Source organism: Streptomyces sp. NPDC002018, assembly GCF_042890865.1.
Lineage (GTDB): Bacteria > Actinomycetota > Actinomycetes > Streptomycetales > Streptomycetaceae > Streptomyces.
On record NZ_JBIASO010000031.1, the window covers coordinates 1 to 23,553 of the forward strand.

The 23,553-nt window shown below is 69.9% G+C and carries 21 protein-coding genes and 2 tRNA genes; 4 read left to right on the forward strand and 19 right to left on the reverse strand.

Annotation, left to right across the window (positions count from 1 at the left end; all coding sequences use genetic code 11):
* Nucleotides 1-231 precede the first annotated feature (231 nt).
* From ACFYYH_RS32210 to ACFYYH_RS32230, 5 genes are all read right to left on the reverse strand, one after another.
* Nucleotides 232-942 (reverse strand): class E sortase, encoded by a 711-nt coding sequence (locus ACFYYH_RS32210; protein WP_388558819.1) that lies wholly within the window; start codon nt 940-942, stop codon nt 232-234.
* 247 nt (nt 943-1,189) lie between these two features.
* On the reverse strand, nt 1,190-2,734 hold the full coding sequence (locus ACFYYH_RS32215) for a class E sortase (protein WP_388558695.1): 1,545 nt from the start codon (nt 2,732-2,734) through the stop codon (nt 1,190-1,192).
* Complete coding sequence (locus ACFYYH_RS32220; protein WP_388558698.1) at nt 2,731-3,369, reverse strand: aminodeoxychorismate/anthranilate synthase component II; 639 nt, start codon at nt 3,367-3,369, stop codon at nt 2,731-2,733. The genes ACFYYH_RS32215 and ACFYYH_RS32220 overlap by 4 nt, the downstream gene beginning before the upstream one ends.
* A complete protein-coding gene (locus ACFYYH_RS32225) occupies nt 3,366-3,539 on the reverse strand; it encodes a hypothetical protein (RefSeq protein WP_388558701.1) in 174 nt (57 codons plus the stop codon). Before ACFYYH_RS32225 ends, ACFYYH_RS32220 begins: the two co-directional genes overlap by 4 nt.
* Nucleotides 3,540-3,752: 213 nt before the next feature.
* A complete protein-coding gene (locus ACFYYH_RS32230; protein WP_388558704.1) occupies nt 3,753-4,520 on the reverse strand; it encodes a DUF881 domain-containing protein in 768 nt (255 codons plus the stop codon).
* 141 nt (nt 4,521-4,661) lie between these two features.
* On the opposite strand from ACFYYH_RS32230, the gene crgA reads away from it, so the two are divergent.
* Nucleotides 4,662-4,919 carry a cell division protein CrgA gene (gene crgA / locus ACFYYH_RS32235; protein WP_384178374.1) on the forward strand — a complete coding sequence of 86 codons (258 nt, stop codon included), beginning with the start codon at nt 4,662-4,664 and terminating at the stop codon, nt 4,917-4,919.
* Between the two features lie 399 nt (nt 4,920-5,318).
* Here crgA and ACFYYH_RS32240 read toward each other — a convergent pair whose 3' ends face one another.
* Nucleotides 5,319-6,239: a rhomboid family intramembrane serine protease gene (locus ACFYYH_RS32240; protein WP_388558707.1), complete on the reverse strand. Its 921-nt coding sequence runs from the start codon at nt 6,237-6,239 to the stop codon at nt 5,319-5,321.
* 136 nt (nt 6,240-6,375) lie between these two features.
* Nucleotides 6,376-6,903: a peptidylprolyl isomerase gene (locus ACFYYH_RS32245; protein WP_093597646.1), complete on the reverse strand. Its 528-nt coding sequence runs from the start codon at nt 6,901-6,903 to the stop codon at nt 6,376-6,378.
* A gap of 383 nt (nt 6,904-7,286) precedes the next feature.
* Between ACFYYH_RS32245 and ACFYYH_RS32250 the strand changes: the two genes are divergently transcribed.
* Nucleotides 7,287-7,982 carry a DUF5324 family protein gene (locus tag ACFYYH_RS32250; protein ID WP_388558711.1) on the forward strand — a complete coding sequence of 232 codons (696 nt, stop codon included), beginning with the start codon at nt 7,287-7,289 and terminating at the stop codon, nt 7,980-7,982.
* A gap of 172 nt (nt 7,983-8,154) precedes the next feature.
* On the opposite strand, the gene ACFYYH_RS32255 is transcribed toward ACFYYH_RS32250, so the two are convergent.
* Nucleotides 8,155-8,547 (reverse strand): DUF6344 domain-containing protein, encoded by a 393-nt coding sequence (locus ACFYYH_RS32255; protein ID WP_388558714.1) that lies wholly within the window; start codon nt 8,545-8,547, stop codon nt 8,155-8,157.
* Between the two features lie 228 nt (nt 8,548-8,775).
* Nucleotides 8,776-8,848: transfer RNA gene (locus ACFYYH_RS32260), tRNA-Ala, on the reverse strand.
* Between the two features lie 187 nt (nt 8,849-9,035).
* On the opposite strand from ACFYYH_RS32260, the gene ACFYYH_RS32265 reads away from it, so the two are divergent.
* On the forward strand, nt 9,036-9,584 hold the full coding sequence (locus ACFYYH_RS32265) for a DNA-binding protein (protein WP_066955535.1): 549 nt from the start codon (nt 9,036-9,038) through the stop codon (nt 9,582-9,584).
* A 121-nt stretch (nt 9,585-9,705) separates the two neighbouring features.
* Nucleotides 9,706-11,277: a protein kinase gene (locus ACFYYH_RS32270; RefSeq protein ID WP_388558716.1), complete on the forward strand. Its 1,572-nt coding sequence runs from the start codon at nt 9,706-9,708 to the stop codon at nt 11,275-11,277.
* A 62-nt stretch (nt 11,278-11,339) separates the two neighbouring features.
* Here ACFYYH_RS32270 and ACFYYH_RS32275 read toward each other — a convergent pair whose 3' ends face one another.
* The 10 genes from ACFYYH_RS32275 to dnaN form a co-directional block, all read right to left on the reverse strand.
* Nucleotides 11,340-12,722, reverse strand: a complete 1,383-nt coding sequence (locus ACFYYH_RS32275; protein ID WP_388558718.1) for a hypothetical protein — start codon at nt 12,720-12,722, stop codon at nt 11,340-11,342.
* Nucleotides 12,723-12,941: 219 nt separating this feature from the next.
* Nucleotides 12,942-13,076: a DLW-39 family protein gene (locus ACFYYH_RS32280; protein ID WP_208857699.1), complete on the reverse strand. Its 135-nt coding sequence runs from the start codon at nt 13,074-13,076 to the stop codon at nt 12,942-12,944.
* Nucleotides 13,077-13,265: 189 nt separating this feature from the next.
* Nucleotides 13,266-13,339, reverse strand: a tRNA-Ile gene (locus tag ACFYYH_RS32285).
* Nucleotides 13,340-13,397: 58 nt separating this feature from the next.
* Nucleotides 13,398-13,994, reverse strand: coding sequence for a DUF3566 domain-containing protein (locus tag ACFYYH_RS32290; RefSeq protein ID WP_388558720.1), 597 nt, complete (start codon nt 13,992-13,994; stop codon nt 13,398-13,400).
* 87 nt (nt 13,995-14,081) lie between these two features.
* Nucleotides 14,082-16,721 (reverse strand): DNA gyrase subunit A, encoded by a 2,640-nt coding sequence (gene gyrA, locus ACFYYH_RS32295; protein ID WP_388558723.1) that lies wholly within the window; start codon nt 16,719-16,721, stop codon nt 14,082-14,084.
* A 65-nt stretch (nt 16,722-16,786) separates the two neighbouring features.
* Entirely contained in the window at nt 16,787-18,865 is a 2,079-nt protein-coding gene (gene gyrB, locus ACFYYH_RS32300; protein WP_388558726.1) for a DNA topoisomerase (ATP-hydrolyzing) subunit B, read from the reverse strand.
* A gap of 640 nt (nt 18,866-19,505) precedes the next feature.
* Nucleotides 19,506-20,087 (reverse strand): DUF721 domain-containing protein, encoded by a 582-nt coding sequence (locus ACFYYH_RS32305; protein WP_388558729.1) that lies wholly within the window; start codon nt 20,085-20,087, stop codon nt 19,506-19,508.
* The gene (gene recF, locus ACFYYH_RS32310) at nt 20,084-21,271 is read right to left on the reverse strand and encodes a DNA replication/repair protein RecF (RefSeq protein WP_388558732.1); all 1,188 of its coding nucleotides are present in this window, start codon (nt 21,269-21,271) and stop codon (nt 20,084-20,086) included. Before recF ends, ACFYYH_RS32305 begins: the two co-directional genes overlap by 4 nt.
* A 98-nt stretch (nt 21,272-21,369) precedes the next feature.
* Nucleotides 21,370-22,257, reverse strand: coding sequence for a phosphogluconate dehydrogenase (NAD(+)-dependent, decarboxylating) (gnd, locus tag ACFYYH_RS32315; RefSeq protein WP_388558735.1), 888 nt, complete (start codon nt 22,255-22,257; stop codon nt 21,370-21,372).
* 78 nt (nt 22,258-22,335) lie between these two features.
* The gene (gene dnaN / locus ACFYYH_RS32320) at nt 22,336-23,466 is read right to left on the reverse strand and encodes a DNA polymerase III subunit beta (protein WP_388558738.1); all 1,131 of its coding nucleotides are present in this window, start codon (nt 23,464-23,466) and stop codon (nt 22,336-22,338) included.
* Nucleotides 23,467-23,553: the final 87 nt, after the last annotated feature.

Here is a 23,553-nt window from a genome sequence, read left to right on the forward strand (position 1 = left end):
CGATACGACAAGCGTGGCTACGTCTTCCTCGGCACCGCAACAGCAGCAGCCCTCACCATCTGGCTCCGCACATGATCGACCGGACAAGTCCTAGGCGAGGAAACCAGGCGAGAACGCCCAGGCGAGAACGGCCACGGCGTCGTGCGAAAGCCCCGGCACCCTTCACGGGTGCCGGGGCTTTCGCGTTCGGCCATCGGCCATCGGCCATCGACCGGTGACCGGCCTCGGGCTCTACCGCAGCTCCGGCGGCGGTGTGCGGTTCTTGTCGACCTTGTCCGTACGGACCAGCTCGGCCCAGACGATGTAGCGGTAGTCCGAGGTGTAGACCGGCGTGCAGGTCGTCAGGGTGAGATAGCGGCCCGGCTTGGTCTTCCCGGATTCCTTGGGGACGGGGCTGAGCACTTCCACGTTGTACTTCGAGGTCTTCGGAAGCTCCTTGTAGACCTTGTAGACGAACCAGGTGTCCCGGGTCTCGAAGACCACCGGATCACCGGTCTTGATCCTGTGGATGTTGTGGAACCGCGCGCCGTGGCCGTCCCGGTGCGCGGCCAGCGTGAAGTTGCCCTTCTTGTCCCAGGGCAGGGCGGACTTGACCGGGTCCGTGTAGTAGCCGGCGACCCCGTCGTTCAGCAGCGAGGTGCTCGTGCCCTTCTTGACCAGGATCTCCCCGCCGCCCAGGGCCGGGACATGGAGGAAGCCGATCCCGTCCTCCGAGTCGAAGGTCGGGGGGCCGCCGGCCTCGGGGTCCTCCCGCGCCCAGTTGTGGCGTACGTCATCGCCCTGGCGGGCGGCCTCGCGGTCGGCCAGGACGTTCGTCCACCACAGCGAGTAGGCGACGAACAGGCCGAGTACGACGCCCGCGGTGATGAGCAGCTCGCCGCAGACGCTGACCACCGCCGCGAGGGGGCTGCGGCGCCTACGGACGGGCGCCGCGGCGGACACCGGAGCCGCAGGCGCCGGAGCCCCGGACGCCGACGCCTCCGACGCCAAGGCCTCGGACGCCGGAGCCGGATCCTGGCCCGCGCCCCGGTCCGGCTTGTCCGGACCCGTGCCCTGGTCCTGGCCCCGGCCCCGGCCCTGCGGCGGCGGCGTTCCCGTCTGCTCACCGTTCTCGGTACTCGCTGCCACCGCGCCCGCCCCCGTCCCTGTCGCCCGACGTTGCCTGGCCCTGTCGTGATCCCGAGCGGCCTCAGCCGACGAGAGCGTCGGGCTTGCCCTCGCTGCGTGGCCGTTCTTCGACCATCTTGCCCCACACGATCATGCGGTACGTACTGGTGAATTCGGGCGTACAGGTCGTCAGCGTGATGTAGCGTCCCGGCGCCCTGAACCCGGACCCCGGCGGCACCGGACCGATCACGCTCACGTTCGAGGGTGAGGTCTGCGGCAGGATGCTGGTCATGTCGTACGTGTAGTACGCGTCCCGTGTCTCGACGATGATCTCGTCACCGGGCTGGAGCTGGTTGATGTAGCGGAACGGCTCCCCGTGGGTGTTGCGGTGCCCCGCCACCGCGAAGTTGCCCTGCTTCTCGGAGGGCATCGCGGTCTTCAGACCGCCCTCCGCGTAATGACCGACCATGCCGCGGTCGAGGACCTTCGCCTTGCTGATGCCCTCGGCGATCGGGACGACGACATCCAGCTTCGGGATATGCATGATGGCGAAGCCCTGCCCCGGCTCGAAGGCCCCGGGCTGCCGGTCCTTCGTCCAGCTCTCCTGGATCTTGTTCGTCTCCTTGCCCGCGTACTGGTCGGCCCGGATGTTCGTCCACCAGAGCTGATAGGTGACGAACAGGAGCATCAGCACGCCGAAGGTGATGAACAGCTCACCGACCGCCCGGCTCGCGACGACGGCCAGACTGTCCTTGGCGGCGCGCGCGGCCCGGCGGGCCTCGACGCGGGAGAGCGGCCGGGCGGGCGCCGGACCACCGGAACCCCCCTGCTCGGACCTGGCGGATCCGGTGGACCCGGCGGACCCGTCAGATCCGGCCGGCATGGCTGACGCGGCCGACGCGGTCTCGGGGCGCCTGCGGCCCCGCCCGCCCCTCGCCGCGGCCTTACGGCGCTCCGCACGGCCGCCCGTGAGGGATACGGACTCCTCCTGCCGGAACGGGGCCGTGGCGCCCTCCCCGCCCCCTGGCTCCGGCTCGGCCGCGCGACGTGTGTCCGCCGTACGCAGACCGACCGTCTCGTCGTCCCGCGCCGGGCCGGGACCGACCCCGGATATCGGCGCCGAAGGCGAGGGCGGCACCGACGGCGAGGGAGCCGGGCCGGGGGCAGTGCCGGGCGAAGAGGACCGGGACGGAGACGGAGAAGACGGAGCCGCAATCGGGGGCAGAGGGGCCGTCTGCGCGTCCGCGTAGTACGGCGGCGTACCCGGCCACTCGCCCTGCGGCCCCCGGGCCGCGGGCGGGGTCTCCGCCGCGTACTGCCGGTAGTAGTCGCCGGACCACTCCGACTCCGGGTCGGCCGGGGGTCCGGCGGCGGGTCCGGCGGGACGGGTCAACGGCTGCCGCGGTCCCTGGTCCGGCGATTCCTCCGCCGGTCGGCCCCGCCGCCGTCCCCGCCCCTGCTCCTGAACCGGCCCCCGCTGCCCCGGAAGCGGATCGTTCAGCGGGTCCGCCAGTCCCTCCACCGCCGCCTCGAACGCGGTCGCCTCGAACGCACCGGAGTTGTCGTACGCTCCCTGTTCGTACGGGCCTCCGTGACCGGCCTCGTGCTCGGGGCGGAGTGCGGTCACGCGAGCGCCTTGCCCACCACCGGCGCGAGGCCGGCCGACCGGTCCACCGCCCCCGGATCACCGCACCGCGCGAGCCAGTTGGCCAGCATCAGATGGCCGTGCTCGGTGAGCACCGACTCGGGATGGAACTGCACGCCCTCGACGGGCAGTTCGCGGTGGCGCAGGCCCATGATGATGCCGTCGGCCGTCCGCGCCGTGACCTCCAGCTCGGCCGGCAGCTCCGCGGGCTCCGCCGCGAGCGAGTGGTAACGGGTCGCGGTGAACGGCGAAGGCAGCCCCGCGAACACGCCCTTGCCCTCGTGCGTGACGAGGGACGTCTTTCCGTGCAGCAGCTCGGGGGCCCTGTCCACGACACCGCCGTACGCCACCGCCATCGACTGCATCCCGAGGCAGACGCCGAACACGGGCACCCCGGTCGTCGCGCAGTGACGCACCATCTCCACACAGATACCGGCCTGTTCGGGGGTGCCGGGGCCGGGGGAGAGCAGGACGCCGTCGAAGCCGTCCTGGGCGTGGGAGGTGGTCACCTCGTCGTTGCGCAGCACCTCGCACTCCGCACCGAGCTGGTACAGGTACTGGACGAGGTTGAAGACGAAGCTGTCGTAGTTGTCGACGACGAGGATCCGCGCGCTCATCCGGCCGCCCCCGATCCGTCGACCGTCACATCGTTGAAGGGCAGCAGCGGCTCCGCCCAGGGGAAGACGTACTGGAACAGCGCGTAGACGACCGCCAGCGCCAGCACGAGCGAGATCGCCGCGCGCAGCCACACGTTGCCCGGCAGATGACGCCAGATCCAGCCGTACATGCTGTCCCTTCCGTTCGGTACCGCCGCCGGGCGGTACGGCACCAGACTAAAGGGCGGCAGGGACACATGGGCGGCGCATGGGGCAGGTGTACAGAGGTTCGGGGTTGCTCTTCGTCACAGGCGTCACGCCCGTACCCTCGCCCGGAGACCCGGAGACCGCGGCCGTCCGGCCCTCGTCCGCCCCCGTCCCGCATCGCCGGGCGCCCGTTCCCGCTACTCGACCGGCTCCGCGTAGTGCAGCTCCACCGTGCCCGTGTACCCCGGAAGTGTCTCCTCGCCGTGCTCGTCGACCTTCCAGCCGAGCCCGTACGCCTTCACGTAGAGCTGGTAGTTCTGGATCGTCGGCGAGTCGGTGAGAGCCTTGCGCAGCCTGTCCTGGTCACCGACAGCGGTGATCTTGTACGGCGGGGAGTAGACACGGCCCTGGAGGATCAGCGTATTACCGACACAGCGCACCGCACTGGTGGATATCAGCCGCTGGTCCATCACACGGATGCCCTCGGCACCGCCCTGCCATAGGGCGTTGACGACGGCCTGGAGGTCCTGCTGGTGGATGACGAGGTCATTGGGCTGGGGCTCGGGATAGCCGGGGTTGGCGGTGGCGTTCGGCGGGGCGTCGTCGAGGGTGACGGTGAGGGCCCGCCCGGTGAGCTTCTTGGTGCCCGCCGCCTCCTCCAGGGCCCGCAGCCTGGCGTTCTCCGCCTCGGAGGAGCCGTCGTCACGGCTGACGAGCGCGTCGATCTCGCGCCGTACCGCCGCGGTCGTGTCGCCCAGTTCGGCGTTCTTCCCGTCCCGCTCGTGGATCAGGTCGGAGAGCTTCAACAGTGAGGCGTCCGTGCGGATGTTGGTGCCCTTGGCCGTGTTGAAACTGGTGACGAAGATGAGTCCCGCGAGCGCGAAGACGGCAGCCGTGAGCAGCCGGACGGGCCGTCGTCCCGGCCGGCGGACCGGCCCTGGGGGAAAGTCGGCAGAATTGCTCAACGTACCCTTATCTCCTTAGGCGCCGCGGAAGCACTACGCTAACGGACGCCCGGGAGCGGCGGTGTTCCCCCTGCTCTCCGCCCCGGCACCCCGTTACAGTTCCCTGCGCGGTCACGCAGCGCATCGACAGGAGAGTCCCTCGTGCCGAAGTCACGTATCCGCAAGAAGGCCGACTTCACGCCGCCTCCGGCCGCGAAGCAGGCGACGAACATAAGGCTGACCAACCGGAGCTGGGTGGCCCCGGTCATGCTGGCCATGTTCCTGATCGGACTGGCCTGGATCGTGGTCTTCTATGTGACCGAGGGCGATCTCCCGCTGGAGAGCTTCGGAAACTGGAACATCGTGGTCGGGTTCGGCTTCATCGCCGCCGGCTTCGGTGTCTCCACGCAGTGGAAGTAGCGGGTCCACCACCCGGTCGTCAAGCTCTGCCCCTACTTATCCACAGCGTTGTCCACAGCAGGGGAAAAGGTCAGACGATCTGTGGATAACTCCACGGTCCGTTGACACCGGTGTGATCGCGTCCACCCTTCCGATGACGTGCTCGCCCCTTGTCTCCGCTGGTCAGACCCACACCGGCGACAAGGGGCACGCATGTTCCCCACAGGATGCACAAGATCCGGCACACTCTGTGGACAACTGTGGAGTACGGGGCGTCCCCAGGGCGTCACGCTCGGCGCGGACAGCGGGTTCCCCTGAGACAGCGCAGGACAGGGCAGGACACCCCTGAAACGCCCGGACAGCCCGGGCTCAGCCCGGACAGCCCGGATCAGCCCTAAGAGCCCGGATCAGCCCAGGAGATCAGAACACCGGCGGCAGCGAGGCCGTCCTCGCCACGACCGTCAGGACCGTCGCGACCAGCACCAGCGCACAGGTGCCGTACTGCACCAGCGCCCGGCGCTCACGAGGCGCGTGCACCATCGCCACGGCGATCACCGTGCCCGCCACCAGACCGCCGACATGTGCCTCCCAGGCGATGCCGGACCAGGTGAAGGTGAAGAGCAGGTTCAGCGCGAGCAGCGCGAAGACCGGCCGCATGTCGTAGTTGAGCCGGCGCATCAGTACGGCGGTGGCGCCGAGCAGTCCGAAGATGGCGCCCGAGGCCCCCAGCGAGCCCTGGTTCGGCGCCGCGATGAGATAGGTGAAGGCGCTTCCCGCGAGTCCGGAGAGCAGATAGAGCGCCAGGAAGCGCACCCGCCCCAGCGCCGCCTCCAGCGGGCCGCCGAGCCACCACAGGCCCAGCATGTTGAAGCCGATGTGCCAGACCGCCTGGTGCAGGAAGATCGAGGTCAGCAGGCGGTACCACTGACCGTCCGCGACACCGACGAGCTGACCGGTCGCGGGATCGTAGGCACGGCCCACCAGATCGAGATCGTCCACGAGCCGGTACTGATCGCCCACGGCGAGCACCGCGATGAAGACCGCGACATTGATCCCCAGCAGAATCTTGGTGATCAGCCGGGGATCGGCCGCGATCGTGCCGCCCGCGAGCGTACGCGGCTGATGGGGCGCCGGACCGCGTCCAGGACCGGACCCCTGCCGGACGCACTCGGGGCACTGGAATCCGACGGAGGCGTCGACCATGCACTCGGGGCAGATGGGCCGCTCGCAGCGGGTGCAGCGTATGCCCGTCTCCCGGCCCGGATGCCGGTAGCAGTCGGGCAGGCCCTCGCTGACGGCGGGCTGGTCCTGGCCTCCGTGGCCGCCTGGCGGGTGGTCCATCGATCCCCTCGGGTCCTCGTGACGCGGGCGGCGGGCGGTGCACAGCGCACCGCCCCGCCCGTCCGGTATGTAACCACTACGGACGGGCAGGGCGGGAAGGTTCCCGGGAACCCCGGAACCATGCGGTCCGTGGGGGTCAGCGGGTCTCCACGACGACCGACTCGATCACCACGTCCTGCACGGGACGGTCGGTGCGCGGGTTGGTCTGGGTGCCGATGATGGAGTCCACGACCTTCTTGCCCGCCTCGGTGCTGACCTCGCCGAAGATGGTGTGCTTCCGGGTCAGCCAGGCGGTCGGCGCCACGGTGATGAAGAACTGCGAGCCGTTGGTCCCCGGGCCGGCGTTCGCCATGGCCAGCAGGTACGGCTTGTCGAAGGCCAGGTCCGGGTGGAACTCGTCCTCGAACTCGTAGCCGGGACCACCGGTGCCGTTGCCCAGCGGGTCCCCGCCCTGGATCATGAAGCCGCTGATCACACGGTGGAAGACGGTGCCGTCGTACAGCCGGTCCGTGGTCTTCTTGCCGGTCTCCGGGTGGGTCCACTCCCGCTCGCCCTGGGCGAGTTCGACGAAGTTCTTGACCGTCTTCGGCGCGTGGTTCGGCAGGAGCCGGATCTCGATGTCGCCGTGGTTGGTCTTCAGGGTGGCGTAAAGCTGCTCGGCCACGATCTGCCTTCCGTAAGTCTGCTCTGACTCTCACGATCCTCGCACGGAAGACCCGCGGGATGCCCGGCCGCTGCCCAGGAAAGGGGTTTGCGCCCGTCTTGGGGCGATTTCGGGGCCGGATGGAGGCAGGATGGAAGAAGGCATGCGAAAGTACGCCGGCTCAGGACACGAGCACGACGCGACAGGCCCGGCGGTACGTCACGCCGGGAGGGGAAGACGCTTGGGCAGCGCGTGGCACGGCCGTCCACAGACCCTGTGGACCGCACTCACGTCGCTCTCATGACCCGGATGCGCGCAGCGCATGCCGAGACCCGGTACAGCAGGCATGATCTCGAAAAGGGTGGACAGGCGACATACGGAACGCCACCGAGGAGGATGATCCCGTGACCCGCATGGACAGCGTGCGCGCCGCTACCGGTTCGGCGAAGGAGAGCGTGCAGCACGCCGCGGAAGTGGTGGCTCCCTACGCCGGTACGGCCAAGGAGCAGGCCGCTCTCTACGCACACGAGGCGCGCGTGAAGCTCGCCCCGGCAATGTCGAAGGCCGCTCAGCAGGCTCGGACTCAGTACGGCGCCCATGTGGCGCCCAGGGTGCCCCCAAAGGTCGATGTGGCGGCTCACCGGGCCGCTTTGCGGACCCGCCAGGCCGCCCGTCAGGCGGCGGACTTCACGGTGCCGAAGGTCGGGCACGCGGTGGCCACCGCACAGCCGGTCGCCGAGCAGGCCGCGGCACGTTCAGCGGCCGCCCTGGCGGCCCTGCGCGGGCAGATCACCGCGAAAGACATCCAGAAACTGGTGAGAAGGCGTGAGCGGCGGGCCCGGGCCGGACGGCTCGCCAAGGGCCTGGCGGCTCTCGGTGTGCTGGCCGGTGGCGCTTTCGCCGCCTGGAAGTGGTGGGACAAGCAGGCGAATCCGGACTGGCTGGTGGAGCCTCCGGCGGCCACCGAGGTCTCGGAGCGCGGCCCGCTGACGTCCGTCGACGGCAGCCATGTGGTCGATCCGCTCGATCCCGAGGTCCAGGAGAAGGCCCGGCAGGCCGAGGAGGAGGCCGAGGCGCGTCGGCGCGGCGACCGTCCCTGATCACATGGGCGGGCTGACCGCCCCGGATCACGCGGCCGGTCCGCGTGCCGTGCTCGCCGGTCCTGTCGGTGGGCCCGTGGTGACCGTTCTCGCTCCGGCTCGTGTCGCTCCGGGCACCCCACAGGTGTGCCGGGTGCGGCGGGTGCCGGGAGAGCGCGGGAACGCCGCAGGCTCACGCGGCGACGAGTGCGGCGTTCGCGGCATGCGCGGCGAATGTGTTCCCGCGCGACGCTTCGAGGTCGGCCGCGCTCGGCATGCCCTCGGGCAGATGACGGACCGACGGGGAGGAACCGTGCGCCTCGGCGTTGATCCGCTGCTTGATCGTGGGCGGCAGCGACCGGTCGCGTGGTGCCGTGGTCGCCCTGGGCACGGTGGTCCGTGGCGGGGCGGCCTCCGCCGCGTCGACGGGCTGCGCGGCGGCGGGCGCCGGCACGGGCTGCTCGGCCGGCTGCTGCACGGCGGTACCGGTGGCGGCGGCCGGGCTGGTGAGCCCCAGGGAGGCGAGCACCGCGAAGAACGCGGTGATGAAAACAGTCCACAGCTTCTTGACCTTGAAGGCGGCCATGACCCCTCGCTTTCGGGTTGGGCGATCTACATACCTTCCTCATGATGTGTACGCATCTCGAGAATCCGCGGAGCGACGCCGTTCTCGCGTAGCTCTTCGGATGAACACCACTCGTACGGTCCAACCGGTCCCGTAACACCCCGTCATGGGCGGACCGCGATCACCGGGCGAGAACGCCGAAAAGGGCGCCCCGACCTGCTTCAACAGGTCGGGGCGCCCTTGAGGTTGTGGAGCCTAGGGGAGTCGAACCCCTGACATCTGCCATGCAAAGACAGCGCTCTACCAACTGAGCTAAGGCCCCCGGAACGGGTCGGGTACGGCCGAGCGGCTGAGCACGGCTCGTCCATCACCGGGAACCAGAGTACCGGGTGTTCCCCGGGATCCCGCAAAAGGTTGGGACTCCCCGTGCGCGACCACGCTCCGTAAGATGCCCCACGAGGTTCGCAGCAGCGAAGCTGCCGCGATGGGGAAGCGATGGGGAGACGCACATGGACGCCGCACAGCAGGAAACGACTGCCAGAGCCAGAGAACTCCAGAGAAGCTGGTACGGAGAGCCATTGGGGGCGCTCTTCCGCCGGCTCATCGACGATCTTGGCCTGAACCAGGCCAGGCTCGCCGCCGTCCTCGGTCTCTCCGCGCCGATGCTGTCCCAGTTGATGAGCGGTCAACGCGCGAAGATCGGCAATCCGGCGGTGGTCCAGCGGGTCCAGGCGTTGCAGGATCTGGCCGGTCAGGTCGCCGACGGCAGCGTCAGCGCGGGGGAGGCCACCGACCGGATGGAGGAGATCAAGAAGTCGCAGGGCGGCTCGGTCCTCACCGGCACCAGCCAGACGACGAACAGTTCGGGAGCCCCGACCGTGCGCCGGGTGGTCCGCGAGATCCAGTCCCTGCTGCGCTCGGTCGCGGCGGCCGGCGACATCATAGACGCGGCGGACTCCCTCGCCCCGACCCAGCCCGAACTGGCAGAGTTCCTCAGGGTCTACGGCGCCGGGCGCACCGCGGAGGCGGTCGCCCACTACGAGGCGCACCAGAGCTGAGAGCCGGGGCCGGGAACCGGGGCTGAGAACCGGGACCGGGAAGCCGGGGAGCTGAGAAGCCGGAGCGGGAGCCGGGGGCGGCGGGCCGCCGGACGGGACGACTGGGAGCGAGCGCGGCGCAATGGGTGAGATCTTCGCGGGGCGGTACGAGCTGATCGACCCGGTCGGACGCGGCGGTGTCGGCGCCGTGTGGCGTGCCTGGGACCACCGGCGCCGGCGCTATGTGGCGGCGAAGGTCCTCCAGCAGAGCGACGCGCACACACTTCTCCGCTTCGTCCGGGAACAGGCGCTCAGGATCGATCACCCCCATGTCCTCGCCCCGGCGAGCTGGGCCGCCGACGACGACAAGGTGCTGTTCACCATGGATCTGGTGAGCGGCGGATCGCTGGCGCATCTCATCGGCGACTACGGACCGCTGCCGCCCCGCTTCGTCTGCACCCTGCTCGACCAACTGCTGTCCGGGCTGGCCGCGGTGCACGCGGAGGGGGTCGTGCACCGCGACATCAAGCCGGCCAACATCCTGCTGGAGGCCACCGGTACGGCCCGGCCCCATCTGCGGCTCTCCGACTTCGGCATCTCCATGCGCAAGGGCGAGCCGCGGCTGACGGAGACCAACTACGTGGTGGGCACACCGGGTTATTTCGCGCCCGAGCAGCTCGCGGGCGCCGAGCCCGACTTCTCCGCCGATCTCTTCGCGGTCGGTCTCGTCGCGCTCTATCTGCTCCAGGGTCAGAAGCCGGACTCCCGGGCCCTGGTCGAGCTTTTCCTCGCCCATGGCACCCCGGGGGCGCCCCAGGGCATCCCCGAGCCCCTCTGGCAGGTCCTGGCGGGCCTGCTCCAGCCCGACCCGCACGCGCGGTTCCGTACGGCCACGGGCGCGCGCAAGGCCCTGACGTCGGCCGTGGAACTGCTGCCCGAGCAGGACATCGACGACGAACTGGTCGAGGTCTTCGACCAGATCGGCCCGCTCCCCGCCACGTTCGGTCCCGATGGGCCCCTCATGGCATCGCCGTCGGCCGGCCGGCCACAGACCCGGCGGCCGGCGGACCCTCCGTACACCGGGACGGAGCCGTCGTACACCGGCCCGCGGACCGGTCCCCCGTCCGATCCGCACTCCGGCCCGCACGCCGATCCGTCCACCGACCCCCGTACGGCCTCTCCGACCGGCGGCGGGGCCTCCGTAGCGCAGCCGCCCGCCTCCCAGCCCATCACTCCGACCCCCACCCCCACCTCCATGTCGGAGACCGGCAGCTTCCATCTCCCCCCACCGCCCGGCCGGCGTGAACAGCCCCAGCCCCAGCAGCCGGAGCTGGAGCCGGGCCGGCCCGAGCCGAGCCGGCAGGCTCCGGCCCCTTCGCACCCGGTGCAGCCGTCGGCTCCCCCCGCCTCCCCGCCGGCGCATCAGGTCTCCCCCTACTCCCCGCCCCACACACCGCCGCCCGACCTGTCCCAGGCCCCGACCGCGGCGGCCCGGTACGAACAGCCCCACACCCGTCCGTATACCGCCCAGAGCCCCCAGGTCCCTCTTCAGCCGCAGCCGCAGCCGGTTCCGCACGCGCCGGCGGCGGTGCGCGCCCCGGCCCACCACGCGCCCAGGAAACGGCCGGGACCGCCCCCGAAGGTGACGGTCCCGGTTCTGCTGCTGGCCCTGGCCTGTTTCGCCGTGGGCTTCTGGGCGCTGACCCGGATCTGACCCCGGCTGCCCTGTCCCCCGGCTGTCCTGTTCTTCGCGGATCCGCTGTTCCCCGCGGCTCGTTACCAGGCCGAGGGCGGCCCGTACGAGCGCGTCGGCTGGGTGGGCGGCGTGGTCTGGGTCGGCATCTCCACCGTGCCCGTGCCCGTGCCCGGACCGCGTCCCCGTCGCCGCTCCGCCCGCCGTGCGAGCAGCGTCCAGACGCCGAGCCCCAGCACCAGCACCGTGCCCGCGCCGATCCCGCCCGCCGCGACCAGCGCCATCGTGCCGCCGTCCCCGCTCACGCCGCCCGGATCCCCCGGACCGCCGCCGCTCACCGCGAAGTCGCCCGCGGGCCCGTCGTACCCCGGACCGGCGGTGGCCCGCCCCTCGACGTTCACCTGCATCGTCAGCCCGTACGGCTTGTCACCGAACTCCTCGCCCACCTGGGGATTGAGACTGACCCTCAGGTAGTACCAGCCGGCGAAGCGCATCTCCTTGTCGCCCGTGCGGGAGCCGAAGCGGTTCTCGTACGCCACCGGCGGCAGCGGATCGAGCGCCGTCGTCTTCTGCTTGCCGTTGTACGACATGGAGCCGGTGCTGTCGACGAGTCCCCGCGCCGGGTTGTAGAGGGACATGGTCAGAGCGCCGCTCACAAAACCCCTGCCGTCGGAGCTGCCCAGATCCGCGCCGGCGAAGAGCTGCTGTCCCCAGTCCACCGGCACCTTGTAGAAGAGCGATTCACCCGGCTCGATCCGTGCCGTCCACTCGCCGTCGGCCAGTGCCTCGGCGTCGAAGAAGCTGGTGCCGCCCTCCCGCTCCCTCGGCGTGCCCCCGGCCGGGGCGGGGGAGGCGCTCGGCCACTCGGAAGGCGCCTCGGACGGGCCGCTCGCCGTGAGCCCCGGCTCCGTGACATGGCGGATCTCCAGCTCCCACGGCTCGGGCGTGGAGGTGTTCTCACCGGTCCGCTCGACGACGACGTAGTACGGACCGGCCTCCTGGCAGGAGCGCGCGCCGTTCTCGATCGTCCGGTACGCGTAGGCCGCGAGCGGCCGGGGGAACCGCCCGGCCGAGCCGAACTGCGCGTCGTTGGAGCTGCAGTCGCCGCCCCGGCGGTCCTGGAGCGAGACCTTGATCCGGTCCCCGTAGGCGACCGTCGTACCGAGCGGGGGCACGGCCACCGCCGAAACATAGGCGTTCGCCGTGGCGTCGAGATCCAGCCGGTAGACCAGCGTGCCGCCGGGCTCGATCGAGTCCCGGTAGGTGGCGCCCGAGTCCAGCGGACGCGCGTCACTCGTGGTCGCCGCTCCCTCGATCCGCCGCGCCTCCGGGTCGAAGACATAGGGACTGGGCTCCGCCGCCCAGGCCCGCTCCGGCACCGCCACCACGGCGCAGAGCGCCGCCACCGCGCACATCGCCGCCGCCCCGGCCGACGCCACCCGGCCCCTGCTGCGCTGCCACTTCACGCGCTTCCCCTCGCCCTCTCGGCCGCTCCGCGCCGCGGCGGGCGCGGCGCCCGTCCATCCTGCCCCGGCGGTCGCGCCGCTGTCCCCCCACACCCGCCCACCCACACGCTTTGCTCACGCAAGCGATCAATTCGCGCCAGTGAACCAATCGGCGGGCCCGAGCGGCACGAAGCCCCGGCCGCTCGGCGGCCGGGGCTTTCGTCTCAGGACTGTTGGGTCTTACACACCCGAACCTGCGGGCACGGAGTCGGTCGCCTCCGTCCACAGATCCTGCTCGGCGCGATCCGCCTGGATCTGGCGGTACACGAGGAGCCCGCCAATGGCGGCCAGTGCGATCAGGAGAAGCTTCTTCACCGCGCGACCTCGTCTTTCCTTGACGTAGGGGACTTCTGCCGCCCGACTATACACACCGACCGATACCGATCGGTGACCTGCCCGCAACCCAACTCCGGCCTTCATCGGGCAGAAAGAACAGCCGATCGGAAGAACCGCCAAATGCAATCGGCTCGTACGGATGTCTTCCGTACGAGCCGATTGTCGCGGTGGGGCTAACAGGATTTGAACCTGTGGCCTCATCCTTATCAGGGATGCGCTCTAACCAACTGAGCTATAGCCCCGCGCTGCCCCTGAAGATTAGCGCACTTCAGGGCCAGCCCCAAAATCGATACCCGCTGCTCACTCGTCCTCGGCGAGCGTGAGCTCCACACCGCCCACGAAGCCGGCCGACAGGTTGTAGATGAAGGCTCCGAGCGTCGCCAGCGCCGTCGCCAGAACCACGTCGATCACCGCGATGACCGACGTGAAGATGAGCACCCGCGGGAGCGACAGGAACGACTGGAGGTCGAAACCGTTGCTCTCGTTGGAACCCGTGGCCTCGCTGATCGTGCCGCCGACCGTCGAGAAGACGCCCATGGCGTCCATGACCATCCACAGCACCGCAGCGGCGACGACCGTGCAGACGCCCAGTGCGATGGAGAGCAGGAAGCTCACCTTCATCACGGACCACGGATCGGCCTTCGCCACCCGCAGCCGCGCCTTGCGCGTCCGCGGAGTCGTCCGCGCGCCCGTCCTCGGCCTGCGTACGGCCGAGGCCGCGGCACCGGCCGCGGGTGCGGCACCGGCCACGCCCTGCGGGGACCCCGGCTGTCCGGCCTGGGTCCCCCCGCCCGGCGAGGGATACGCCTGCGGCGGGTGATACGGCTGCGCGGCCGACTGCGACTGCTCAGCGCCATACGTTTCGTACGGGGGCTTGTGCCCCCGGGTATCGGTCACCGTTACCCCCTGGGAGTCCGTGGCAGGGCCACGGGCACCGTTCGCTCCGGAAGCGGCCGATCCGGCGCCCGTGGCTCCACTCACGCTCTACTCCTCGTGCTCCCCGGCCGAGGGCGGATTGCCCTCGGCGACGACCTCGGCCGTACCCGCCTCGTCGGTCCCCGGGTCATCGGTCCCGTCGACCTCTTCCGCTTCACGGCCGGCCTCGGCATTGCGAGCGATACCGACGACGGCATCGCGCTTGCCCAGATTGATCAGTTGGACGCCCATGGTGTCACGGCCCGTCTCCCTGACTTCGTTGACTCGCGTGCGAATCACACCGCCGCCGAGGGTGATGGCAAGGATCTCATCCGTTTCCTCGACCACCAGCGCGCCGACGAGCGATCCGCGGTCCTCCACAATCTTGGCGGCCTTGATACCGAGGCCACCACGACCTTGGACGCGATACTCGTCGACCGCGGTTCGCTTCGCGTACCCGCCATCCGTAGCAGTGAAGACGAACGTACCGGGCCTGACGACATTCATCGACAGCAGTTCGTCCCCTTCGCGGAAACTCATCCCCTTGACACCCGATGTGGCTCGTCCCATCGGACGCAGGGCGTCGTCCGTGGCGGTGAACCGGATCGACTGGGCCTTCCTGCTGATGAGCAGCAGGTCGTCCTCGGCCGACACCAGCTCGGCGCCGATCAGCTCGTCGTCGGCGCCCGCCTCCGTCTCCCGGAGGTTGATCGCGATGACACCGCCCGCCCTCGGCGAGTCGTAGTCCTTCAGCGGGGTCTTCTTCACCAGACCCGCCTTGGTCGCCAGGACCAGATAGGGGACGGCGTCGTAGTCCCGGATCGCCAGGATCTCCGCGATCTGCTCGTCCGGCTGGAAGGCGAGGAGATTGGCCACGTGCTGGCCCCGGGCGTCGCGGCCCGCGTCCGGCAGCTCGTACGCCTTCGCCCGGTAGACCCGGCCCTTGTTCGTGAAGAACAGCAGCCAGTGGTGCGTGGTCGAGACGAAGAAGTGGTCGACGATGTCGTCCTCCTTCAGCTTCGTACCCCGCACGCCCTTGCCGCCGCGCTTCTGCGAGCGGTAGTCGTCCGTCTTCGTGCGCTTCACATAGCCGCCACGCGTGATGGTGACGACGATGTCCTCCTCGGCGATCAGGTCCTCGATGGACATGTCACCGTCGAAGGGCACCAGCTTGGAGCGCCGGTCGTCGCCGAATTTGTCGACGATGACGGCCAGTTCCTCGCTGACGATCTGACGCTGCTTCTCCGGCGACGCCAGGATCGCGTTGTACTCGTTGATCTTCTGCTGGAGCTCGTCGTGCTCCGCGACGATCTTCTGCCGCTCCAGGGCCGCCAGCCGGCGGAGCTGCATCTCCAGGATCGCGTTCGCCTGGATCTCGTCGATCGCGAGCAGCCCCATCAGGCCCGTACGCGCGGTCTCGACCGTGTCGCTGCGCCGGATGAGCGCGATGACCTCGTCGATCGCGTCGAGCGCCTTGAGCAGACCGCGCAGGATGTGCGCCCGCTCCTCGGCCTTGCGCAGCCGGAACTTCGTCCGGCGGACGATGACCTCGATCTGGTGCGTCACCCAGTGGCGGATGAACGCGTCCAGGGAGAGCGTGCGCGGCACGCCGTCGACCAGCGCCAGCATGTTCGCGCCGAAGTTGGTCTGCAGATCGGTGTGCTTGTACAGGTTGTTCAGCACGACCTTGGCGACCGCGTCCCGCTTCAGGACGACGACCAGCCGCTGGCCGGTGCGGGAGGACGTCTCGTCGCGGACGTCCGCGATACCGCCGATCTTTCCGTCCTTGACGAGATCGGCGATCTTCTGAGCGAGGTTGTCCGGGTTGGTCTGGTACGGAAGCTCCGTGACCACCAGGCACTGGCGGTTCTGGATCTCCTCGACCTCGACCACCGCGCGCATCGTGATCGAGCCGCGGCCCGTGCGGTACGCGTCCTCGATGCCCTTGCGGCCCACCACCAGCGCGCCGGTCGGGAAGTCGGGGCCCTTGATCCGCTCGATCAGCGCGTCGAGCAGCTCCTCGTGCGTGGCCTCCGGGTGCTCCAGCGCCCACTGCGCGCCCGCCGCCACCTCCCGCAGATTGTGCGGGGGGATGTTCGTCGCCATCCCGACGGCGATGCCGGCCGAGCCGTTGATCAGCAGATTCGGGAACCGCGCCGGCAGGACCGTCGGCTCCTGGTTGCGGCCGTCGTAGTTGTCCGTGAAGTCGACGGTCTCCTCGTCGATGTCCCGGAGCATCTCCATCGACAGCGGCATCATCTTGCACTCGGTGTACCGCATGGCCGCGGCCGGGTCGTTGCCCGGAGAACCGAAGTTGCCGTTGGAGTCCACCAGCGGCATCCGCATCGACCACGGCTGCGCCAGGCGGACCAGGGCGTCGTAGATCGAGGAGTCGCCGTGCGGGTGGTACGTACCCATGACGTCACCGACGACACGGGCGCACTTGTAGAAGCCCTTCTCGGGCCGGTAGCCGCCGTCGTACATCGCGTACAGCACACGCCGGTGGACCGGCTTGAGACCGTCCCGTACGTCCGGCAGCGCGCGCGACACGATGACGGACATCGCGTAGTCGAGATACGAGCGCTGCATTTCCGTCTCGAGCCCGACGGGCTCGACGCGCGACGGGCCCTCCACGGCGGTGGCGGTCTCCGGGGTACCGGGATCGGGGACGGGTGTGTCAGGTGTGTCAGGGGTGTTCTCGTCGGCCATTGCTGGTCAGAGTTCCTTTCGGCCTTTTCGAATCCGTGAGCTGAGATCCGTCGGCTGTGACCGACTCAGATGTCGAGGAAGCGGACGTCCTTGGCGTTGCGCTGGATGAAGGACCGCCGCGCCTCGACGTCCTCGCCCATCAGCACCGAGAACAGGTCGTCGGCCTGGGCGGCGTCGTCCAGCGTGACCTGGCCGAGCACCCGGTGGTCGATGTCCATCGTGGTGATCCGCAGTTCCTCGGCGTTCATCTCGCCCAGGCCCTTGAAGCGCTGGATCGAGTCCTCGCGGATGCGCTTGCCGTTCTGCTTGCCCAGCTCGACCAGGGCGTCGCGCTCCCGGTCGGAGTACGCGTACTCGAAGTCGTCCCGGCCCCATTTGATCTTGTAGAGCGGCGGCCGCGACAGATAGACGTGCCCGGCCTCGACCAGCGGACGCATGAAGCGGAACAGGAACGTCAGCAGCAGCGTGTTGATGTGCTGGCCGTCGACGTCGGCGTCCGCCATCAGGATGATCTTGTGATAGCGGAGCTTCTCGATGTCGAAGTCCTCGTGCACACCCGTGCCGAACGCCGAGATCAGCGCCTGCACCTCGGTGTTCTGGAGGATCTTGTCGATCCGCGCCTTCTCGACGTTCAGGATCTTGCCGCGGATCGGCAGGATCGCCTGGTACATCGGGTTGCGGCCCGACTTCGCGGAACCGCCGGCGGAGTCACCCTCGACGATGAAGATCTCGCACTTGGACGGGTCGTTCGACTGGCAGTCGCTCAGCTTGCCCGGCAGCGACGCGCTCTCCAGCAGTCCCTTGCGCCGGGTGAGGTCACGCGCCTTGCGGGCGGCGACCCGGGCCGTGGCGGCCTGGATCGACTTGCGGATGATGTCCGCGGCCTCGTTCGGATTGCGGTCGAACCAGTCCGTGAGGTGCTCGTGGACGACCTTCTGGACGAAGGTCTTCGCCTCGGTGTTGCCGAGCTTGGTCTTCGTCTGGCCCTCGAACTGGGGCTCGCCCAGCTTCACCGAGATGATCGCCGTCAGACCCTCACGGATGTCCTCACCGGTGAGATTGTCGTCCTTCTCCCGCAGCAGCTTCTTCTCGCGCGCGTACCGGTTGACCAGACCCGTCAGAGCGGCCCGGAACCCCTCTTCGTGCGTACCGCCCTCGTGCGTGTGGATCGTGTTCGCGAACGAGTACACGCCCTCGCTGTACTGGGCGTTCCACTGCATCGCGATCTCGACGGAGAGCAGCCGCTCCTTGTCCTCGGCCTCCACGTCGATGACCGTCGGGTGGATCAGCTCGCCCTTGCGCGAGTTGAGGTACTTCACGAAGTCGACGATGCCGCCCTCGTAGTAGTACGTGACCGTACGGGCCGGCTCCTCCGCGGTGCCCTCGGTGACGTCCGCGCCCGCGACATCGGCGCCGACGACGGCCTTGGCCGACTCGCGCTCGTCCGTCAGGGTCAGGGTCAGGCCCTTGTTGAGGAAGGCCATCTCCTGGAAGCGGCGGGAGAGCGTCTCGAAGGAGTACTCCGTCGTCTCGAAGATGTCCGGGTCGGCCCAGAAGGTGACCGACGTGCCGGAGTCGCCCGTCTCCTCGTTGCGGAGCAGCGGAGCCGTCGGCACACCGAGCTTGTAGTCCTGCGTCCAGCGGTGACCGTCCCGCTTGACCTCGACCGCGACCTTCGAGGACAGGGCGTTGACGACCGAGACACCGACGCCGTGCAGACCGCCGGAGACGGCGTAGCCGCCGCCGCCGAACTTGCCGCCCGCGTGCAGCACCGTGAGCACGACCTCGATGGCCGGCTTGTTCTCGGACGGAACGATGTCCACCGGGATACCGCGGCCGTTGTCGATCACGCGCACCCCGCCGTCGGCGAGGATGGTGACGTCGATGGTGTCCGCGTGCCCCGCCAGGGCCTCGTCGACGGAGTTGTCGACGACCTCGTACACCAAGTGATGCAGTCCACGCTCACCGGTCGAGCCGATGTACATACCGGGCCGCTTGCGGACCGCGTCAAGGCCTTCGAGAACGGTGATGGCACTGCCGTCGTACGAGGCGGTCACCTCGCCGTTCTCCCCGGTGGTGGGGGACGGAGTCTTCTCATTGGGGTTGCCGGAATCGGCCACGAAGCGCCCTTTCTGGCACAGCACAGGCCGTTCTCCGAGCTAGCGGGAGCGGCTGCGTCGTTCGGCTTGTGTCGACGTGTCCCGCAAGCACAGCGGGATTTCCCATCAGTCTACCGGTAGCGCCGACCCGAATGGGGGTTTGCCGGTACCTGAGTCCGCATGTGCCGCCCTGAATGAGCGCCTGCCGACTCCCCATATTCGGGAAGGGGCTACAGGAGGCTCACACGGGCATTGAGCGCTTCGGGCTGTCAACCTCCCGCTACGGTGAGGGACAGCTCGGTCCCGGCGCACGCTCCCGCAGGTCACCGGGGTGTTCGGCGGGGATCGGAACCTGCGGGGAAGCCGGACGGGAGCGGGGGGCCGGGGCCCGGGCGATGGCGGGGCCGGGGGACGGAACGGAAGGCGTGGGGCGGCTGGGGCGGGGCCTGGGCGGGGTCGGGGGTGTCCTCCGTCACGGCGGATCGGCCCCCGGGTCAAGGCGGCTCCGCACACCCACCCGTACGGGTGCGGGCGGGTGCCGGCTCCCCGGTGCGCTCGCCTCCCCGTACGGTGACTTCCTGTGCGGGGGTTTCCTGTGCGGGAGCCTGTACGGGAGCTGTACGAGCCGCTGGCGCGCGGCGTACGGCCGGTCCCGGGACGCCGTCCCCCCCGGCCGTAAGGGTTCTCAGCCGTAGGTGTCGCCCGGCCCCTTGCTTCCCGGTGCGCGCAGACGGCCGTACCGCTGCGGTGGGCCACCGGGCCCGAGGACCTTGATCATCCGTACGGTGCCATGGCCCAGGTCCTCGTTCAGCCGGGCCACCAGCCGGGGCGCCAGCAGCCGCAACTGTGTCGCCCAGGCCGTCGAGTCGCACTGCACCGTCAGGACCCGCTCGTCCTTGCCCTCGTCGTACCGCTGCGGCACACAGTGCTTCGCCACGTCCTCACCGACGATCTGCGGCCAGCGGCCCATCACCCCGCCCACGGCGGCCGGTGTCTCCCAGCCCCGCTCCGTGATCAGCCGGTTGATCGCCGCGCCGAGGGGCAGGGGATCGCGTCCGTCCGCCCCCGCGCCCGAGCGCAGCCCGCCGCCCCGTCTCGCCTGTTTCCTCTGCTGTACGGCGGCCCCGCGCGCCCGCGCCTGCTCCTTGGCCGCGCGCAGCGCGACCCGCGCCAGATCCACACCGGAGGACTCGGGCACCGGAGGCCGCTCGGCGCCGGGCGGCCTGGGCGGCTCCGCGGGCTGCCCTGCCCCTGCGAGGCCGGTCATACGCGCTCCACCGCGCCGTCGGCCACCAGGAATCGGGCCCCCGCCAGCACTCCGGGCACATCGTCGTCCACCGCCGCGGTCACCAGCACCTGCTCGCCCGGAACCACCAGTTCCGCGAGCCGCTCCCGCCGTCGCGCGTCCAGCTCGGCGAACACGTCGTCCAGCACCAGTACCGGCTCGTTGCCCTCGGCGCGCAGCAGATCGTACGAGGCCAGCCGGAGCGCCAGCGCGTACGACCAGGACTCGCCATGGCTGGCGTACCCCTTCGCGGGCATCCGGCCCAGATTCAGGACCAGGTCGTCGCGGTGCGGACCGACCAGGGTCACGCCCCGCTCGATCTCCTGCTTGCGCACCCCGGCCAGGGCGGCCAGAAGCTGTGCGTACAGCTCGTCGCGCGTATGCGCGGACGCCGACGCGTCGGCGTGCCCGTCCGCGCCCGGGAGGCCGGCCGCGGAGGTGTCGGGGACGACGGCGTCCAGGGCGGAGGAGCGGTACTCCAGCGCCACCGGGCCGCCGCCGGGCGCCAGTTGCTCGTACGCCTTGTCCGTGAGCGGCTGGAGGACCGCGATCAGATCGATCCGCTGCGCCAGCAGTTCCGCGCCCACGCGCGCGAGATGCTGGTCCCATACGTCCAGCGTCGACAGATCCATACCGCGCCCGCCGTGCCGCCGCGCCATCGCCGCGGACTTCAGCAGGGTGTTGCGCTGTCGGAGCACCCGGTCGTAGTCCGAGCGCACCCCCGCCATCCGGGGCGAGCGCGCGGTGATCAGTTCATCGAGGAACCGGCGGCGCTCGCCCGGATCCCCCTTCACCAGCGCCAGATCCTCCGGCGCGAACAGCACGGACCGTACTATCCCCAGCACATCACGCGGTCTGACCTGCGAGGACCGATTGATACGGGCCCGGTTGGCGCGGCCCGGGTTCAGTTCGAGTTCGACCAGTTGCGAACGCTCGCCCTGGGTGACCGAGGCCCTGATCACCGCACGGTCCGCACCCATCCGCACCAGCGGCGCGTCGGACGACACCCGGTGGCTGCCGAGGCTCGCCAGATAGCCGACGGCCTCGACCAGATTGGTCTTCCCCTGTCCGTTCGCCCCCACGAAAGCGGTCACGCCCGGGTCGAGCGGGACCTCGACCCGGGCGTAGGAGCGGAAGTCGGCCAGCGACAGATGCGTGACGTGCATGGGTGTGCGTCGGCCTCCCCCGGCTCGGTGCTGTGCTTCGTCGGTCCGTCGCGGCCGCTCGTCCGCACGGACGGTCCGCTACGTCCTCGACGATCCGTTCACTTCTTCGGTTCGTTCGACTCCACCGCGTGGCCGCCGAACTGGTTGCGCAGTGCCGCCACCATCTTCATCTGAGGCGAGTCGTCCTGCCGGGACGCGAACCGGGCGAACAGCGACGCGGTGATCGCGGGCAGCGGCACCGCGTGGTTGATCGCCGCCTCGACCGTCCACCGGCCCTCGCCGGAGTCCTGCGCGAAGCCCCGCAGCCGGTCCAGGTGCTCGTCCTCGTCCAGGGCGTTGACCGCGAGGTCCAGCAACCAGGAACGGATGACCGTGCCCTCCTGCCAGGAGCGGAAGACCTCCCGGACATCGGTGACCGAGTCGACCTTCTCCAGCAGCTCCCAGCCCTCGGCGTAGGCCTGCATCATGGCGTACTCGATGCCGTTGTGGACCATCTTGGCGAAGTGGCCCGCGCCGACCTTGCCGGCGTGGACGGAGCCGAAGTCACCCTCGGGCTTGAGCGCGTCGAGGATCGGCTGCACCTGCGCCACATGCTCCGAAGTGCCGCCGTACATCAGCGCGTAGCCGTTCTCCAGGCCCCAGACACCGCCGGAGACACCGCAGTCGACAAAGCCGATGCCCTTGATGCCCAGCTCCACGGCGTGCTTCTCGTCGTCCGTCCAGCGGGAGTTGCCGCCGTCGACCACGACATCGCCCGCGGACAGCAGTTCGGCCAGCTCATCTATGGTCGCCTGGGTCGCGGCACCGGCCGGCACCATCACCCAGACGGCCCGCGGGCCCTTGAGCTTGCTCACCAGCTCCTGAAGGCTGTGCACATCGGACACGTCCGGGTTGCGGTCGTATCCGATGACGGTATGGCCCGCGCGGCGGATGCGCTCGCGCATGTTGCCGCCCATCTTGCCGAGACCGATGAGACCGAGCTCCATCAGGCATTCCTTAAGCGTTGAGGCGATTTCGTACCCGGATCCGAGCCTACGCCCGGACCCGGCCACTCACCTGTGGGGTCAGCCGCTCAGGCGTACCGGCATGATCAGGTACTTGTACGCCGCGTCCGCCTCCGCGTCGACGGCGGGACGGCCGCTGAGCAGTGCCGGCTTCGTGGAGGTGGTGAAGGAGAGCTGGGCCACCGGGGAGTCGATCGCGCTCAGCCCGTCCAGCAGGAAGGTCGGGTTGAAGGCGATCGAGATGTCGTCGCCGTCGAGCTGCGCGTCGACCCGCTCCACAGCCTGTGCGTCGTCGCTGGAACCGGCCTCCAGGATCAGCACGCCCTGCTCGAAGCTCAGCCGCACCGGGGTGTTCCGCTCGGCGACCAGGGCCACACGCTTGACGGCCTCGACGAACGGAGCGGTCTCGATCACCGCGACCGAGTTGAACTCGGTGGGGAACAGCGTGCGGTACTTCGGCAGATCGCCTTCGAGCAGCCGGGTGGTGGTGCGCCGCCCCGCGCCCTCGAAACCGATCAGCCCCTCGCCGGCACCGGACCCGGAGAGCGCCAGGGTGACGGTGTCGCCGTTGGTGAGCGCCTTGGCGGTGTCCAGCAGCGTCTTGGCGGGCACCAGGGCGACCGCGGAGATGTCCGGGGACTCCGGCTTCCAGAGGAACTCACGGACCGCGAAGCGGTAGCGGTCGGTCGAGGCCAGGGTGACCGTGTCGCCCTCGATCTCGATCCGTACGCCGGTCAGCACGGGCAGCGTGTCGTCACGGCCCGCGGCGATGGCGACCTGCGAGGCGGCCGAGGCGAAGACCTCACCGGGGACGGTGCCCGTGGCGGTCGGCATCTGCGGCAGCGCCGGGTACTCCTCCACGGGGAGTGTGTGGAGGGTGAAGCGCGAGGAGCCGCAGACCACCGTGGCCCGTACACCGTCCGTGGAGATCTCCACGGGACGGTTGGGCAGGGCGCGGCAGATGTCGGCGAGGAGCCGGCCGGAGACGAGGACCGTGCCGTCCTCCTCGACCTCGGCGTCCACCGAGACCCGCGCCGAGACCTCGTAGTCGAAGCTGGAGAAGCTGAGAGCGCCGTCCTCCGCCCTCAGCAGAAGGCCCGCAAGTACGGGCGCCGGCGGACGGGCCGGGAGGCTGCGGGCCACCCAGGCCACCGCCTCCGCGAGTACATCGCGCTCCACCCGGATCTTCACCGGAACCGCCTCCTGCTGTTGCTGGCTCGCCCTGCTGGCTTTCGTCGTCGGCTGTGATGCCGGGGACCAGTCTGACGTACGGCGCCG

Bases quoted from the DNA above. Each gene is read 5' to 3' on its own strand.
- recF (WP_388558732.1), bottom strand. From the start codon at position 21,271: ATGCACGTCACGCATCTGTCGCTGGCCGACTTCCGCTCCTACGCCCGG.
- ACFYYH_RS32305 (WP_388558729.1), bottom strand. From the start codon at position 20,087: ATGACCGGCCTCGCAGGGGCAGGGCAGCCCGCGGAGCCGCCCAGGCCG.
- ACFYYH_RS32265 (WP_066955535.1), top strand. From the start codon at position 9,036: ATGGACGCCGCACAGCAGGAAACGACTGCCAGAGCCAGAGAACTCCAG.
- gnd (WP_388558735.1), bottom strand. From the start codon at position 22,257: ATGGAGCTCGGTCTCATCGGTCTCGGCAAGATGGGCGGCAACATGCGC.
- ACFYYH_RS32220 (WP_388558698.1), bottom strand. From the start codon at position 3,369: ATGAGCGCGCGGATCCTCGTCGTCGACAACTACGACAGCTTCGTCTTC.
- ACFYYH_RS32225 (WP_388558701.1), bottom strand. From the start codon at position 3,539: ATGTACGGCTGGATCTGGCGTCATCTGCCGGGCAACGTGTGGCTGCGC.
- gyrA (WP_388558723.1), bottom strand. From the start codon at position 16,721: ATGGCCGACGAGAACACCCCTGACACACCTGACACACCCGTCCCCGAT.
- ACFYYH_RS32255 (WP_388558714.1), bottom strand. From the start codon at position 8,547: ATGGCCGCCTTCAAGGTCAAGAAGCTGTGGACTGTTTTCATCACCGCG.
- ACFYYH_RS32270 (WP_388558716.1), top strand. From the start codon at position 9,706: ATGGGTGAGATCTTCGCGGGGCGGTACGAGCTGATCGACCCGGTCGGA.
- ACFYYH_RS32240 (WP_388558707.1), bottom strand. From the start codon at position 6,239: ATGGACCACCCGCCAGGCGGCCACGGAGGCCAGGACCAGCCCGCCGTC.